This window comes from Flavobacterium sp. (genome assembly GCF_044377315.1).
In the GTDB taxonomy this organism is placed as follows: domain Bacteria; phylum Bacteroidota; class Bacteroidia; order Flavobacteriales; family Flavobacteriaceae; genus Flavobacterium.
Genome location: NZ_JBILJG010000003.1, coordinates 38,109 through 54,204 on the forward strand (window position 1 = coordinate 38,109; position 16,096 = coordinate 54,204).

Below are 16,096 nucleotides of genomic sequence, written 5' to 3' on the forward strand. Positions count from 1 at the left end.
ATGATTTGGATAAAAACGCATTGGCTTATAAAAAAACTATTCTCCAACTACATTTGGGAAATGCCAAATAGTAAAAATAAAATCTACCTAACTTTTGACGATGGTCCAACACCTGAAATTACCGAATGGACTTTACAACAACTTAAAAAACACAATGCCAAAGCAACCTTTTTTTGCATTGGAGATAACATTAAAAAATATCCCGAAATCTTTAAAAAAGTAATTGAAGAAGGACATTCAATAGGCAATCATACATTCAATCACCTCAACGGTTGGAAAACAAAAACAAATGAGTATGTTGAAAATGTAAAACTTTGTGATACAGAAACTCGAAACTTGAAACTCGAAACTCGAAACCTTTTCCGTCCGCCTTACGGCAAAATTAAACCTTCTCAATCTAGAGAATTAAGAAAACTTGGCTACAAAATAACAATGTGGGACATCATTTCTTATGATTTTGATGCAACAATTTCAAAAGAAAAATGTTTAGAAAATGTACTTACAAATGTAAAATCGGGAAGTATCATCGTTTTTCACGACAGTATAAAAGCATTTCCTAATTTGGAATATACTTTACCAAAAGTGCTTGAAATTTTAAATAAAAAAGGATTTGTTTTTGCTAAAATTGATTAAGAAAGAATTAATATTTCTTTGAGAAATTCTGGGGAAAAATCAGCTCCATTCTCCCATTCAATTGTCCACGAATTTAATTTTACTTTTTTAAAAAAATCAACTTCTTTTAATGGTTCAAAAATTCTTTTATCTAAATGATTTTCAAGATTAACTACTCCTTTTTCAGATGTGTTAAACTGTAAATTGAGTCGATAATTATCAACATATTCAACTTTTGTTATCCAAAGTAAACTCATAAAAATTATTTTAAAGGTTCAATACTTTTTAAAATTTCTCCTTTTTGAGCTAATTCCCAATTTTCTAAAAGTTCCATTTTGTGCAAATCCATCCATTCAAAAACAAGTTTCAAAGCACGTTTAGGCATAAATCCTTCAACAATTTCATCACTAATATTAATAACTACTTTGAATTCTCAATAAACAACATGAAAATGTGGTGGATTGTGATCATTGTAAAACATTTGAATTATCATCCCGTAAAATCTACAAATTTCAGGCATAAAACGAATATTTTAAAGTTACGCTTGTTCTTGAACCAAACCAATAATTGTATTTGCATCTAACTCGCCAGATTGTCTCCAAACCATTTGACCCTCTTTGTAGATCATTAAAGTTGGAAGGCCTTTGATACGCAATGCTTCTGCCAATTCTTGATTTTTATCGACATCAATTTTAATAACTTTTGCTTTATCTCCAAGTGCAGCCGCTACATCTCTAATTACAGGATGCATTGATACTGATGATTCGTTCCACTCTGTGTAAAAGTCAATTAACACTGGAACTTGAGCGTTTATAAGTTCTCCAAATTTTGACATACAACCAAAATATTAATTATTTTCTTGTGATAAAAAGAAATTTAATAATACAAATGTACTATTTTTAACTAATTATACTACTTTTTTACGTTTTTTTAGCTCTAAAACGGTAATTTCTGGCATTATTCCTACTCTACCAGGATATGCATGAAAACCAAAGCCTCTATTCACGTACAAATATCGTTCCATATTTACATACAAACCTGCCCATTGTTTGTAAACGTATTCTACTGGACTCCATTTAATTACACCTGGAATCTCAATTCCAAACTGAAACCCATGTGTGTGTCCGGAGAGTGTTAAATGAAAATCTTTTTCGTGCGTGTTAATTTCGGCATCCCAATGACTTGGATCATGACTCATTAAGATTTTGAAATCCTCTTTTTTCAAATTTTCGGAAGCTTTATTCAAATCACCTACTTTTTTGAATTTAACACCCCAATTTTCAACACCAACCAGTGCAATTTCGTCGTTTCCTTTCTTAAGTTTGGTGTTTTCATTCAAAAGTAATTTAAAATCTATTTGACGGTGTAAATCTTTTATATCCTCAAAATTCTTATTCTTTAATTCCTCAGATTTCCATTCTACATATTCGCCATAATCGTGATTTCCAAGAATAGAATATTTTCCAAATTCATGGTTTTTTATTTTTTTAAAAGTGTCAATCCATGGATGCATTTCGGTTGCATTCGTATTTACAATATCTCCTGTAAATAACAATAAATCTGATTCTTGTTCATTAATTAAATCAACTGCATAACTTATTTTTTCAGGATTATCAAAACTGCCACTATGAATATCCGAAATTTGTGTGATTTTAAATCCGTCAAAAGCATCGGGTAAATCATCAAAAAACAAAGTATGTCGTAATACTTTATAATTATATTTGCCCACTGTCATTCCATAAATTAAAGAAAGAAACGGAACAGCTGCTATTCCTAATGCTACTTTACTAATAAAACGTCTTCTTTCTGGCAAAAAAGAGGCTTCCTTATCGTAATTATTAAAATAGTTTCTTGAGCCTACTATCAATCGTAAACCATCTTCAAGTATAAGCACAGAAGTAATTAGCAATTTCGGAATCAAAACCAACAACATCAATCCAACAGTAATCATGAACATGGGTGTTTGCCCAACACTTCTGTCAAATCTTGTAAATTGATAAACAATAAAAACTATTGACATTAATGAAATAATTACATAGCAAAGCCGAACCCATTTAACCTTAGTAAATGTTTTAACAGCCTGAAAAGCATAAATTTCGATTACACCAATGATTAAAAAAAGTATAAATAAGCTAAAAGCCATGATTTGGAATATTTAGGCAAATTAACGAAGAAACTCTATTGTAAAAGTGATAATTAAAGATATTTTAACAATGGTTTAAATTATAAAAAAAACAATCGTAAATTTTGAAAGATTATCTATTTTTACATTTCATAAAAAACATACTATGTCAACTCAAAAACGCCTTTACCTTCTTGATGCCTACGCACTAATCTTTCGAGGTTATTTTGCCTTTATAAAAAATCCTAGAATCAATTCTAAAGGAATGGATACATCAGCCATTATGGGATTTATGAATGCCTTGATGGATGTAATCAAACGGGAAAAACCCGATCACTTAGCCGTAGCATTTGACAAAGGCGGAAGCACGTATCGTTATGAAATGTACCAAGAATACAAAGCACATCGCGACGAAACTCCAGAAGCTATAAAAATTGCCGTTCCGTATATTCAAGAATTGTTGAAAGCGATGCACATTCCGATTATTGAAGTGGCAGGTTTTGAAGCCGATGACTTAATTGGAACTATAGCAAAACAAGCCGAAAAAGAAGATTATAAAGTTTTTATGGTTACGCCAGATAAGGATTTTGCACAATTAGTTTCCGAAAATATTTTCATGTACAAACCAGCACGAATGGGTAACGACATCGAAATTTGGGGAATTCCTGAAGTATTACAAAAATTTGAAATCGAACGACCAGAACAAGTAATCGATTTCTTAGGAATGATGGGCGATGCAGCCGATAACATTCCGGGATTGCCAGGCGTTGGCGAAAAAACGGCAAAGAAGTTCTTGAAAGAATATGGTTCGATGGAAAATCTTTTGGCAAATACTCACGAACTAAAAGGCGCCATTAAAGATAAAATTGAAGCCAATGCAGAATTAGGATTATTATCAAAAAAATTGGCTACTATCCTACTCGATTGTCCTGTTCAATTTAATGCTGAAGATTTTGAATTATCAAAACCTGATGTTGAAAAAACCGATGCTTTATTTCAAGAATTGGAATTCCGCCAAATGAAAGCACAGTTTGATAAATATTTTGGCACTGGAAAAGAATACGACGAAATTGATACAAACGGCAATGACAATAGCAATGACAAAAATCAAATTCAAAAGAAAACAGTAGCGAAAAAATCAAACGAAGACCAATTTGATTTGTTCGGATTTTCGGATGAGGAAAGTGGTGAAGTAAAAACCAATTCTAACTATGCAACATTAGAAAACACCAATCATAATTACACTATCATTCAAGGTGACTTGGGTACAAAATTGTTTTTGCAAAATTTACTAAATCAAACTTCAGTATGTTTTGATACTGAAACTACTGGAATTGATGCTTTAAATGCCGAATTAGTTGGAATGTCATTTTCTTGGCAAAAAGGCGAAGCATTTTACGTTCCGTTTCCAGAAAATCAGGAAGAAGCACAACTTTTAGTTGATAAATTCAAGCCGTTTTTTGAAAGTGAAACCATCGAAAAAGTCGGTCAGAATATAAAATATGATTTGAAAATTCTATCTAATTATGGAGTTCAAATCAAAGGAAAATTATTCGATACGATGATTGCGCATTATTTGATAAATCCTGATATGCGTCACAATATGGATGTTTTGTCAGAAACGTATTTAAAATATTCTCCAAAATCTATTGAAGATTTAATTGGTAAAAAAGGTAAAAATACTTCGTCAGTTCGAGCAAAGCTCTCGGGTCAAAAATCGATGCGCGATGTTGCTTTGGAAGAAATCAAAGAATACGCTGCCGAAGATGCCGATGTTACTTTTCAATTAAAGCAAAATTTCAGTCCAATTCTTGACAAAGCCGAAACCAAAAAGTTATTTGATGAAATCGAAATTCCGTTAATTCCTGTTTTAGCGGCAATGGAATTGGAAGGAATTAATCTTGACGTTCCGTTCTTGAAAGAAATGTCGGTTGAAATGGCTAAAGAAAGTTCAGAATTAGAACAAAAAATATACGAAACGGCTGGCGAGAAATTCAATTTGGCTTCACCAAAACAATTGGGCGAGGTTTTATTTGACAAAATGAAAATTGGTGGCGCCAAACAAAAGAAAACCAAAACTGGTCAATATGCTACTGGTGAAGAAGTTTTGAGTTATTTAGCCAACGAACATCAAATTGTAAAAGATATTTTAGACTGGCGTCAAATGGTGAAATTGCAAAGTACTTACATTGATGCTTTACCAAATCAAGTTGATAAAAAAACTGGACGTGTTCACACCGATTATATGCAAACTGTTGCCGCTACTGGTCGTTTGAGTTCAAATAATCCGAACTTGCAAAACATTCCAATTCGGACTGAAAGAGGACGATTGATAAGAAAAGCATTTATTGCTCGCGATGAAAATTACACTTTAGTTTCTGCCGATTATTCGCAGATAGAACTTCGAATTATCGCAGCATTATCAGGCGAAGAAAACATGATTAGAGCGTTTCAAAACAACGAAGACATTCACCGAAGTACGGCTGCAAAAGTATTCAATGTGCCTTTAGAAGAAGTTACAAAAGAACAACGTAGTAATGCCAAAACTGTAAATTTCGGAATTATTTATGGTGTTTCTGCATTCGGACTTTCTAATCAAACTTCGTTGTCACGAAAAGAAAGTGCTGAGTTGATTGATGCGTATTATGCGACTTATCCAAAACTAAAGTCATACATGAGCAATCAAGTTGATTTTGCTAGAGAAAATGGTTACGTTCAAACAGTTTTAGGAAGAAGACGTTATTTAAAAGACATTAATTCGGCCAATATGATGGTAAAAAGTGGCGCCGAACGAAATGCAGTAAATGCTCCAATTCAAGGTTCGGCAGCCGATATTATCAAAATTGCAATGATTAATATTCATAAAAAACTAACTTCGGAGAATTGGAAATCGAAAATGTTACTTCAGGTTCATGACGAATTGGTTTTTGATGTTCATAATTCAGAATTAGAAAAAATAAAACCAATGATAAAACATGAAATGGAAAATGCCTTTAAAATGGATGTTCCGTTGGATGTTGAAATTGGTGTTGGAAAAAATTGGCTGGAAGCGCATTAAAAGTTGGTAGTATTCAGTCGCAGTTGGCAGTTTTCACATTTTCAATAAAAAACACAAAAAAATTTCTATATATTTGCTTTCATGACCAAACCAATTCTTTCAGGAAAAACCATTACTGCTATTAAATCTATAACCAACAGTAAACTAACTTGACGCTATTTGAATTGCTAATTGTAATTTCAGCTTCTATTATATTAGGTTGTCACAATACAGAATACAACTTCAGTTTTCAAGTTAAAAATTATGTTTTCTTTTTAGATCATTTTCCCATCCTAAACACAGGATTTTTACTGATTGGAAACAGATTAGTTACAAAAAAAATAATTTTGGAAATTTTGTCACAATATGTAATACTTTTTCAATGCCATTATTGGTTGCATCACTAGTATTGATGATAAGAAAAAAGTTATTTAATTTTTCTAGTCGATTCTCTTTGTCTTAATTCAGTTTTTACAATGGTCGTTTTGTGATTGTAAATTTCTTCTTTGCTTTCAAGTTTTTCAATAAGCATTTTAGTAGCGACTTCGCCTATTTCTGGTCCGTGTTGGCTTACCGTAGATAGACTTGGTGTTAATCTTCGGGACCAAACACCATCGGCAAATCCAATAACAGAAAGTTCTTCAGGAATTTTTAATCCTTTTTTGATTCCTAATTTCATTGCTGTTACTGATGCGTGTTCATCAAGTGCGAAAACAGCATCCACTTTATTTTTATCAAAAAAACCAGCTGCTTTTGCATCAAAATCATCTGCCGTTTCAGCAAGAACAATTAAATTTTCATCGGCTTTTAATCCATTGGCTTCAATTGCTTTATAAAACCCTTTAGCTCTTAATTTTCCAACACTCAAATTATCTATTGAAGAAAATAAAGCTATTTTTTTACAACCTGTTTTAATCAAATGATTGGTTGCATCAATAGCAGAATCGAAATCATCTACAACTACTTTGTCACAGTTTACTTCTTCAGCGATTCTATCGAACATTACAATTGGCGTTCCTTCGCTAATTATTGACTTGAAGTGATTGTATTGTTGTAACTTTTGTGCTTCATCAGAAATTGATAAGATAAAACCATCAATAGTTCCGTTGCTTAACATTTCTAGAGCATTTATTTCTTTTTCGAGCGATTCATTTGAAATACAAGTAATTACTTTATATCCTTTTTCATCGGCTACTTTCTCAATTCCTGTAAAAACTTTTGCAAAAAACTGATTTAAAATATTGGGAAGAATAACACCAATCGTACGAGTGGAACGGTTTTTAAGATTCAAACCAATCATATTGGGCTTGTAGTTCTTTAATTTTGCGTATTCTTGAATTTTTACCTTAGTTGGTTCGCTAATTTCTGGACTATCGTTCAATGCTTTTGAAACGGTAGAAACAGAAACACCCAGCTCTTTTGCAATTTGTTTAAGAGTAGCTTTTGCTTTCATGTTACTTAATTTGAGATGTAAAATTAAAGAAACTTATCGTAAAATTTTAATTTTTACCGTTAAGGTTATGCGAAAATCATTTTTTACTAGACAAATAAACGCCAAATAAAATAATAAGTGCTCCTACCAATTGAATTGGACTCAAAACTTCACTATCGACCAAACCCCAAAAGAAGGCAACAACTGGAATTAAATACGTCACAGATGTAGCAAAAACAGGAGACGAAATTTGAATTAATTTAAAGAAAATAATATTGGCAATTCCAGTTCCTACAACACCTAAAATTAGTACAAATAACATAGAATGCTGCGTTAGAGGCAACTGAAAAACCTCTAAAAAACCAGAAAAAGATAAAATTAGTAAAGCTGGTAACAACATAACCGTAAAATTTCCAGTAGAAATACTTAACGGACTTAAGTCAGAAAGATATTTTTTTAAAAGATTGACATTCATTGCATAGCAAATAGACGCAATAATTACCAAAATGGCATAGTAATAGTTCTGTTCAGGATGTGTTGCTGCTCCATTTAGAATTAATAAAGCACTTCCAACCAACCCAATAATTACACCTATGATTTGGCTTCTTTTAGGTGTTAATCCAAAAGCTAAAATACCAATTAATAATGTATTCATTGGTGTTAATGAGTTCAAAATAGAACTTATCGTACTATCAATTTGAGTTTGTGCAATAGCAAAAAGAAATGCCGGAATAAACGTGCCAAACAAACCTGTTAATGCAATGTACTTCCATTTATTTTGTGGAATTTGCGGTAAGGTTTTGAAACCAATTACCAAAAGAAAAATTGCAGAGAAAATAATTCGCAAAGAGCCTAACTGAATAGGTGTTAAACCTACTAATCCTCTTTTAATTAATATAAAAGAACTTCCCCAAATGAAAGCTAAAACCAGAAGAAAAAGCCATTTTTTATTGTTTGTTTCCATGCAAATGATTGAAGTACAAAATTGGTATAATTTTATGATAGTTTGCTACTTTTTTTTGTAAATTTGTTACTAATTATAATTTACTAAATTCAATGAATATCTCCAAATTATTTGTGCTAATGTCAGTGATAGCCACATTAGTAACTAGTTGTAAAAAAGAAGTAGCTCCCGATGCTACCGCAAAAACAGAAACTAAAGTTATAGCTAAAGCAAAAAAACCTGCCAAAGCAACATTAACTGTTGAAGGAATGACTTGTGCCATTGGATGCGCCAAAACGGTAGAAGATGATCTTTCAAAAATGGAAGGCGTTCAAAAAGCTGTTGTAGATTTTGACACAAAAATCGCTACTATTGATTATGATGCCGCGGTTTTGTCTCCAGATAATTTAGTTAAAACAGTAGCATCTGCTGCTGATGGTAAAACGTATAGTGTTTCAAGTGTGAAATAAATTTAGGAGCAAATGGCTTGGGCTTTTTCGACAATCCTTATTCCCGCTTTTCGTTACAATAAAAATGCTTCCAAACAATGGAAGTATTTTTATTTTCACTGCAATCGGGGCTAGTTAAGCTATCATTTTTGTGAAATCATCTTTTAAAAACACCTCTGAATTGATATAACAATCGTTCAATCAATCTTAAATCTTCGGTAATTATATCGGCATTTCCAGTCATTTCTTGTTGAAAGGTAATTTGTTTTTTATAAGAGGTTTCTAATTCATTTGGTAATGAAATATCTATCAATAAGTTGTTGTCTTTGTCGGGAGTTAATGAAATAGCGGTTACTTTTCCCTTTAGTATTCCAAATTCTGTATCAGGATAATTGGCTAGTCTTATAGTAACATCTTGCCCTATTTTTATTTTTCCCGAATTCAATGCTGGTGCTTTTACTTTTCCTATAAAATTACTTTTGTCACTCGGTATGATGGCAAAAACTGTTGAACCAACTTCAATGTTTTGATTCTCTGTCCATATTTGCAAAAAGGTTACTTTACCATTTATGGAAGAACGCAAAACATAATTCAATTCCCAATCTTTAATCACTTTTTTTAATTGATAAAAAGCCTGAACAACATTTCTTTCAAGATTTATATTTTCTTTACTTTCATTTATTTGAGTTGTTTTACTTGTTCTGTTTAACTCGTTAAGAGAAGATTTTAAAGTAGAAATTGTATTTAAAACATTCTTATAATTTTTTTGCGATTGCAAATAAACTAGTCTTTGTTTTTCAATTTCTTGCGTGGCAATAATTCCTTTTTTGTACAATCCTTCATAACGCTCTAAGTCTTTTTTTTGAAGTTCTAGTTCACTTTGATTGAGGCTTTTTTGAGATTCTAAAAGGCTTAATCGTTCTTTTAGTTGGATAGCCTCATAACTTTGAGCAACGCCATCAACTTTATAGGGTTGAAGTTTTGAGTTTAAATCATCAGCACTACTTTCTTTTTGAAAAATAGCATACGAACTTTCAATTTCTCCTAATTGTGCTGAGGCTAATTTTTCAAAAGGGAATTTCGATTTATTGATGTCAATTGTATCAACGATGCTTTTCAATAGAAAAACATCTTCATAGTTTGCCGAGTTTTCAATTACTGCAAGCGGTGTTTTTTTAATAACATTCGTTCTATCATTTACAAGTATAGCTTGTATTTTTCCTGATGTTTTCGCAACTAATTTTTCAGGTGGAATTGAAGTAGTAATAGTTATTTGTGTAGAAATTAAATCAGGATACTTTATAAGCCAAGAAATAGAGATTAATAATATTACAAAAGCGAATACAATGGTGTTTCCCCATCTTAATAATGCTTTAGGAGGATCAGATAGGACATCCCGAACCTCCTCACTATAAATTTTTAAACCGTCATCTATATTGTCCATATTAATTTCCTAACTCTAATTGATTTTTAACTAATTCATAATATTTGCCTTTTAATCTAGTTAAGATTTCATGGCTTCCTTGCTCAACAATCTCACCATTTTCAAGTACAATAATGTTATCCGCATTTTTAACAGTAGATAAACGATGTGCTACTATTATAGCAGTTTTACCTTCAATAAATTTATTTAAATTTTCCATTATTACTTTTTCATTATTTGCATCAAGTGCAGAGGTAGCCTCATCAAAAAAAAGATAAAAAGGGTTTTTATAAACGGCTCTAGCAATCATAATTCTTTGCTCTTGTCCACCACTTAAACGAATTCCAGAAGTTCCCAACTCGGTGTTATATTTATTTGGAAGCTTTTGTATAAAATCTTCAATATTAGCTACGAAAGCTGCATTGTTTAATTTGTCTCTATTAATAATTTCATTTTGCTCGGATTCAGATATATTTCCTGCAATTGTGTCATTAAACATAAAGGTATCTTGCATTACTGCACCACAATTCATACGCCAAAAATCATTGTTTAGGTTATTTAAATTTACTTCACCAATAAGTATTTCTCCTTCTGTTGGCTCGTAAAACTTTAATAAAAGTTTCATCAATGTTGTTTTTCCACTTCCGCTGGCACCAACAATTGCAGTAGTTTTTCCTTCGGGAATTGAACAAGAAATACTTTTTAGTACAAAAGGGGTAGATTGTCCGCCATATCTGTATGATAAATTCTTCAAGATAATTGACTTATTTACGGGTAATTCTTTGCTTTTATTCAGGTTCTCAACATCTTCATCATCTCTTGTGTGCACTTGAGATAAACGCTCTAAACTAATTTTGGCATCTTGCCAGGTTTGAATAAATGTTATAAAAGTACTTAATGGTAAATTTAGTTGACCAACGATATATTGAGTTGTAACCATCATTCCAAGAGTCAAACTTCCATCAACAACTGCCTTAGCAGCTAAGAATGTTATGATTATATTTTTAAGTTCATTAATAAATGTGGCTCCTATCGATTGATATTGAGCCAATTTTAATGAGCTTAAAGATGTCTTAAACAGGCTAATTTGAGTAAACTCCCATTTCCATCTATTTTTACGTTGCGAATTGTTTATTTTTATTTCCTTAACACCACTTATAATTTGAATAAGAGAGTTTTGACTTTGTGAAGTTTCATCAAATCTTTTATAATCAAGTTCAGCTCTTTTTTTTAAGAAGAAGAAAGTCCAACCAACGTAAAGAACAGCTCCTATTATAAAAACAAAGAATATCTTAGTATTATAATAAGCTAGTATACAATTGAATAATAGGAATGTAATTATTGAAAACAACATGTTCAACGTAGATGATGATATAAAATTTTGAATCCTAGTATGATCTGCGATTCTTTGAATATGCTCACCTGTATTACGAGTTTCAAAATAAGAAATTGGAAGCTTCAACATTTTAAACAAAAAATCAGAAATCATTTTTATATTAAAGCGACTTGTAATGTGTATTAATAGCCATTCCCTAAAAACACTTACTAATGTTTGAGACAAAATAAGTGTTAATTGTGAAATTAAAATTAGGTATATAAAAGGAATATCTCGGTTATTAACACCTATATCTACAACTGATTGCATCAGAAAAGGCAAAATAAGTTGTATTATTGAAGCAACAAGTAATCCTATAAATAATTGTTGTATTAATTTTTTGTAAGGTCTAAAATAAGGTAGTAAAAAGGAAAATCCTTTGGTTTTAGCTTTATCTTCTTTTTGAGCGAAAAACTGTGTGTTAGGTTCTAAAAGCAAGGCAAAACCTGTATCATCACCTGTATTTGTCCATGCTTTTTTAAAATCTTCATGACTATACGTTAACAATCCTTGCGCTGGATCTGCAACAAAAATTGTATCCTTTGAGGTTTTGTAAACTACTACAAAATGCTTTTGTCTCCAAGGAACTATAAATGGAGTTGGTGCTTCAGTCACTAAACTATCCATTGAAACACGCATGCCTAATGTTCGCATACCAATAGCTTCAGCAGCTTCTGCTATACCAGCCATTGTAACTCCAATTCTTGTTATACTGGCTTTATCTCTCAAAAATTCTCTCGAAAATGTTTTGCCATAATGTTTGGCAACCATTCTCAAACAGGTAGGCCCGCAATCTCTAGAGTCGAGTTGCTTAAAATAGGGGAATTTACTTTTTATTTCCATATAACTTGATATGGATATTTCTCATAAATAGCGTTATCCTCGTTAATTGTATAGCCTTTTTCGGCATCCATTTTTCCTTCCTCTAGTAATGTCATGGCTTCTTTTTCCTTATTAATTTTCATAAAACACATTGCTTTATAGAATTTAACATCAGAAAAATTTGAATATATTTTTAATGCTTTATCAAATTCAACAATTGCCTCTTCAAAATTTTGCAATTCATATTTTGCAATTCCATAATAAAATAAAGCTGTGTGATGCTCTAAACCTTGCCTGTTTTGAAACAAATCTTCTACATATTCTTTAAAATACTTTTCTGCTTTTTCGTATTCATTCAATTGCAAATAACATAATCCCAAGTAAAAACTATATGTATGATCCATCTCATAGTTATTGCCGAATTTTTTAATACAATCTTCAAAATCTATTATAGCTTCTTTATATGTTCTTGCAAAAATACATTTGATGAATGCTCTATATGGTTGCCATCTTTTAGCATCATATTGAACGGCTTTGTTTATAAAAGGCATACCTATTTCGCACTTTCTCAATTTAAAATAAGGCATAGCCTTTTGTTGCCATAAATATGCAATTGTACTATCTTTTTTTAAACCTAAATCAATTTCATCTTGCCATTCTTTTGAAAACAGCATATGCCTCCATGCTCCGTTCTCAAGAGATTCTTTAATGATTGCTTCTTGTTTTGTTTTTTTATCGAAGACTTCTTGAATAGTAGCTTGACCAAAACAATTAGATAATATTAAAATTGATAGTAATGTTATGATTTTAATCATTGTAATTTTAGTTTTTTAAAGGATTTAGTTCAGCAAAATTGGAATATGTAAAATTATAGGGTTGATTACTCATATCATAATGTTTTGTTACTTCAAACCATTTTCTATACATTTCTTTCCACTTATTTTTTAGTTCACTATATATTTGTAAACCCATCTCAGTAAAATATTCACTTGATTTAATTTCTGAGTTTATTGGATTGTCTATAAGTAATAAATCTCTATAACATTTGTTAATATAAAATGATATTCTTCCCAAAGCTTCGTGCTTTTGTCTGCCAATTAATGCTTTGCTTTCTAAACAAGCGTCTAAACAAATAAAACTAGCATAATAAGTGTAAAGAGCATGAAAAACAACATGTAAATCCCTGTTTTCTATAAAACTACCATCAGGCATATTAATAACTTCAAGTATTGTATTCTTATCCGTTTTAAAAAATAGTTTGGATTCATATATCATCACGTTAAATATCACATGTCCTGTTTGATGAGCTATATCATCTAAAAAAAAAACCTCATCATAGTCATCTTGATAGGCATTATAAAATCCAATTCCCTGAGCTGATAATGTAGCAAAGGAATTTCGTAAATAGGTATCAATATTAAATATGACACATTTAGGAGCATATCTTTCTATCAATTCAAATTGTGTAGGAATATATTGTTTTATTAATTGATAAGCTTTAGTTATGCTTTTCAAATTTTCTCGGGTAACACTCTCAATTTCAACATTTAAAATTTCGTTTTCTGTATTAAAATAAAACTTTTTTAAAAGTGGTATTGGGTATTTTATCACTTCTATTTTTGTGTCAGTTATAAATTCTAATTTCTCAAACTCAAAATCAATAATTTTTTTGTCTTGAAGCAATTTGAAACTTAATTTATCAAAATCAAATTTCTCATTTTTTAAATTCGTTTTAAACCATCCTACATTTGGCAAATAAATTATTCCATTTTCATCAGAAACCAATTCGATATGTATAGTTTTTTGCGAATAACCAAAGACAACCGACTCTAATTTTTGTTTGTTAGTCTCGAAGTTATTAAAGTAAGCAAATAAAAGAGGTTCAATATAAATTTTATCATTTTCAAAATCTAAAATTTCAAATATATTTTCGTCCTGTTTATAAAGTAATATTTTTATGTTTTGTATTAATTGGGCTAGACCATTATCTAAAAATAGTTTTGAGATAGTATATAGTTTATTATTCATAGAATTCTTTTTTTGAAATAGTAAATTTTTGAAATTTATTGTTTTTATTAATCTCTATTATTAATGGGAAAATATTATTTATGTATTTTTTTTTAAAATCTTCTAATTCACATTCGTCTTTAATTTCTTCGATGCTTATATTGTTAATTTTATAAACAGTGTCGTTCATAGTAATCCCTTTATCTTCTAATGCACCACCTTTTGACAATGCACCAATAATTACTTTATCTTTTTTAAATCTAAAATTAATATTGGCAATATTGTTATCAATTTTAGTGTCATAAACTTTTAATAAATAAAATCTTTTATTTGGCACATCAATGACAATATCGTTATCTTCAATTATTTTACTTCCAATATAACCATTACAGTTCTTATTACTATATTGTTCTATAGTATTTAAAAATGCATTTTGCCCGATGAATACTTCTCTTTCATAATAAGAAACTGTTTTAATTTCTTCGGAAAAAAGACCTTTGAAAGACATTTTTTTTTGCTTTAATTGTTTATCTTTTCTACTTACTATTTTTGAATTTTCATTAACAAGCAAAAACCCATTTGCATAACCAGTATCTAATTTTAGCCATACTTTATTAGCTCCTTTAATTTTTAGATAAGGTTGACCCAAAAATCTTTTTAATCTTGTCGATTTACCAAATTTATTTAATGGTAACTTTTCTTTAATATTTGTAATAACAAGTATTCTTTCTCTTGCATTAAAGTAATAAAATCCTTGGTTCAGTATATTTGGACCAATTATTCCATCAATATTTTGACTACACTTTTTAGAAAACAAATCTGTAGTTGCAGTATTAATTCTCAAGTTTTTAATATCAAGACTACCTATTTTTAAACTCGTCAAATAACTAACTCCAACAGTTTCATTATTAAAAGTATCTCTATTTACAACAGTTACACCATCTTTTAATCCTAATTCAGGTACCAAAACATCTGAAATAATAGTAATAGCTCCTGTATCAAACATAAAATTATATTCTTTTTCAGAATTATTTATTTTTGCTTTTATCATAATACGCCCCTTCTCAATTTTATATGGTATCTCTGTATAAAATGTGTTTATTTGTTTTTTTGGCGCGTAATGACTATCAATTAATTGATTTCCAAATACATTCCTTACTACCGTCGAACATGAAAGTAATCCAAGTAATAATGGTATAGAAATAAATTTTTTGTACATAAAGTAAATATAAGTTTTAAAAAGGAGTGTTTTTACACTCCTTTTGTTTTTTAATAAATTAATCAGTCATTCGATCAATTGCATCTAATGCAAATTTGCGTAACTGTCCCCAAAATCCATGACAATCTGACCAAGCACCTCCTTCAATTTGCTGCATTATCTCTTGAGGCTGAACATTTTCTGCGATTTGTTTAAAATCATCTAAACTTAACTTTTTCATTATATTTGTATTTTACTATTAGCAGTCTTACTTAATGTGTCTAGCATTTTTAAAGAGTAAGACTGTTTTTTTTTGGTTGGTAGTTCCACCACTTCTAAAAAGCCAACCTTTTCCTTTTAAAAGTGAAACAGTTTTAGAAATCTGATAATTCTTTTGCTCAGTTTTTTTAATGGGTTACCTAAACAGCTGACTCAATCCCAACCTAATTTGGCCTATTAGATAGAAAAGCGTTTAACCAAAATCAACCTCTTTTCCTGATACCAAAACTATAGGAAGTCTAAATGCTATCCAAACTAAGTATATCGAAATTCATGAATTTCGTGTCTAAATTCCTGAAAACAAGGAAAATAAAAACTTAATTGTCTAATTATCTGCTATTTGCAATTTTTGTTAAAAATTTTATTTCCATACAACATAAGGAAAAAAGATGTATCA

Annotated in this window: 14 protein-coding genes and 1 pseudogene; 3 read left to right on the top strand and 12 right to left on the bottom strand. The window is 30.3% G+C overall.

Features of this window, described 5'->3' with window-relative positions:
- Nucleotides 1–633 carry a polysaccharide deacetylase family protein gene (locus ACIQ66_RS01510; protein ID WP_396211050.1) on the top strand — a complete coding sequence of 211 codons (633 nt, stop codon included), beginning with the start codon at nucleotides 1–3 and terminating at the stop codon, nucleotides 631–633.
- On the opposite strand, the gene ACIQ66_RS01515 is transcribed toward ACIQ66_RS01510, so the two are convergent.
- The 4 genes and pseudogenes from ACIQ66_RS01515 to ACIQ66_RS01530 form a co-directional block, all read right to left on the bottom strand.
- Nucleotides 630–869: a DUF2442 domain-containing protein gene (locus ACIQ66_RS01515; RefSeq protein WP_396211051.1), complete on the bottom strand. Its 240-nt coding sequence runs from the start codon at nucleotides 867–869 to the stop codon at nucleotides 630–632. The genes ACIQ66_RS01510 and ACIQ66_RS01515 overlap by 4 nt on opposite strands.
- A gap of 5 nt (nucleotides 870–874) precedes the next feature.
- Nucleotides 875–1,132: pseudogene (locus tag ACIQ66_RS01520) on the bottom strand (DUF4160 domain-containing protein).
- Between the two features lie 18 nt (nucleotides 1,133–1,150).
- Entirely contained in the window at nucleotides 1,151–1,447 is a 297-nt protein-coding gene (locus tag ACIQ66_RS01525) for a thioredoxin family protein (protein WP_395044228.1), read from the bottom strand.
- A gap of 72 nt (nucleotides 1,448–1,519) precedes the next feature.
- The gene (locus ACIQ66_RS01530) at nucleotides 1,520–2,755 is read right to left on the bottom strand and encodes a metallophosphoesterase (RefSeq protein ID WP_396211052.1); all 1,236 of its coding nucleotides are present in this window, start codon (nucleotides 2,753–2,755) and stop codon (nucleotides 1,520–1,522) included.
- A gap of 145 nt (nucleotides 2,756–2,900) precedes the next feature.
- On the opposite strand from ACIQ66_RS01530, the gene polA reads away from it, so the two are divergent.
- Entirely contained in the window at nucleotides 2,901–5,792 is a 2,892-nt protein-coding gene (gene polA / locus ACIQ66_RS01535) for a DNA polymerase I (protein WP_396211053.1), read from the top strand.
- A 406-nt stretch (nucleotides 5,793–6,198) separates the two neighbouring features.
- On the opposite strand, the gene ACIQ66_RS01540 is transcribed toward polA, so the two are convergent.
- Both ACIQ66_RS01540 and ACIQ66_RS01545 read right to left on the bottom strand, forming a co-directional pair.
- The gene (locus tag ACIQ66_RS01540; protein ID WP_396211054.1) at nucleotides 6,199–7,224 is read right to left on the bottom strand and encodes a LacI family DNA-binding transcriptional regulator; all 1,026 of its coding nucleotides are present in this window, start codon (nucleotides 7,222–7,224) and stop codon (nucleotides 6,199–6,201) included.
- Nucleotides 7,225–7,300: 76 nt separating this feature from the next.
- Nucleotides 7,301–8,167, bottom strand: a complete 867-nt coding sequence (locus tag ACIQ66_RS01545) for a DMT family transporter (RefSeq protein WP_396211055.1) — start codon at nucleotides 8,165–8,167, stop codon at nucleotides 7,301–7,303.
- 119 nt (nucleotides 8,168–8,286) lie between these two features.
- On the opposite strand from ACIQ66_RS01545, the gene ACIQ66_RS01550 reads away from it, so the two are divergent.
- Nucleotides 8,287–8,616 (top strand): heavy-metal-associated domain-containing protein, encoded by a 330-nt coding sequence (locus tag ACIQ66_RS01550; RefSeq protein WP_396211056.1) that lies wholly within the window; start codon nucleotides 8,287–8,289, stop codon nucleotides 8,614–8,616.
- Nucleotides 8,617–8,752: 136 nt separating this feature from the next.
- Here the strand turns inward: ACIQ66_RS01550 and ACIQ66_RS01555 are convergent, their stop codons facing one another.
- Genes ACIQ66_RS01555 through ACIQ66_RS01580 form a run of 6 tightly spaced genes read right to left on the bottom strand, consistent with a single transcriptional unit; the run spans nucleotide 8,753 to nucleotide 15,661 of the window.
- Nucleotides 8,753–10,039 (bottom strand): HlyD family secretion protein, encoded by a 1,287-nt coding sequence (locus ACIQ66_RS01555; RefSeq protein WP_396211057.1) that lies wholly within the window; start codon nucleotides 10,037–10,039, stop codon nucleotides 8,753–8,755.
- 1 nt (nucleotide 10,040) lies between these two features.
- On the bottom strand, nucleotides 10,041–12,236 hold the full coding sequence (locus tag ACIQ66_RS01560) for a peptidase domain-containing ABC transporter (RefSeq protein ID WP_396211058.1): 2,196 nt from the start codon (nucleotides 12,234–12,236) through the stop codon (nucleotides 10,041–10,043).
- Nucleotides 12,227–13,030, bottom strand: coding sequence for a tetratricopeptide repeat protein (locus ACIQ66_RS01565; RefSeq protein WP_396211059.1), 804 nt, complete (start codon nucleotides 13,028–13,030; stop codon nucleotides 12,227–12,229). Before ACIQ66_RS01565 ends, ACIQ66_RS01560 begins: the two co-directional genes overlap by 10 nt.
- 7 nt (nucleotides 13,031–13,037) lie before the next feature.
- Nucleotides 13,038–14,243 (bottom strand): hypothetical protein, encoded by a 1,206-nt coding sequence (locus ACIQ66_RS01570; RefSeq protein ID WP_396211060.1) that lies wholly within the window; start codon nucleotides 14,241–14,243, stop codon nucleotides 13,038–13,040.
- Complete coding sequence (locus tag ACIQ66_RS01575; protein WP_396211061.1) at nucleotides 14,236–15,441, bottom strand: retropepsin-like aspartic protease; 1,206 nt, start codon at nucleotides 15,439–15,441, stop codon at nucleotides 14,236–14,238. The genes ACIQ66_RS01570 and ACIQ66_RS01575 overlap by 8 nt, the downstream gene beginning before the upstream one ends.
- A 58-nt stretch (nucleotides 15,442–15,499) precedes the next feature.
- Nucleotides 15,500–15,661 carry a hypothetical protein gene (locus ACIQ66_RS01580; RefSeq protein WP_396211062.1) on the bottom strand — a complete coding sequence of 54 codons (162 nt, stop codon included), beginning with the start codon at nucleotides 15,659–15,661 and terminating at the stop codon, nucleotides 15,500–15,502.
- Nucleotides 15,662–16,096: the final 435 nt, after the last annotated feature.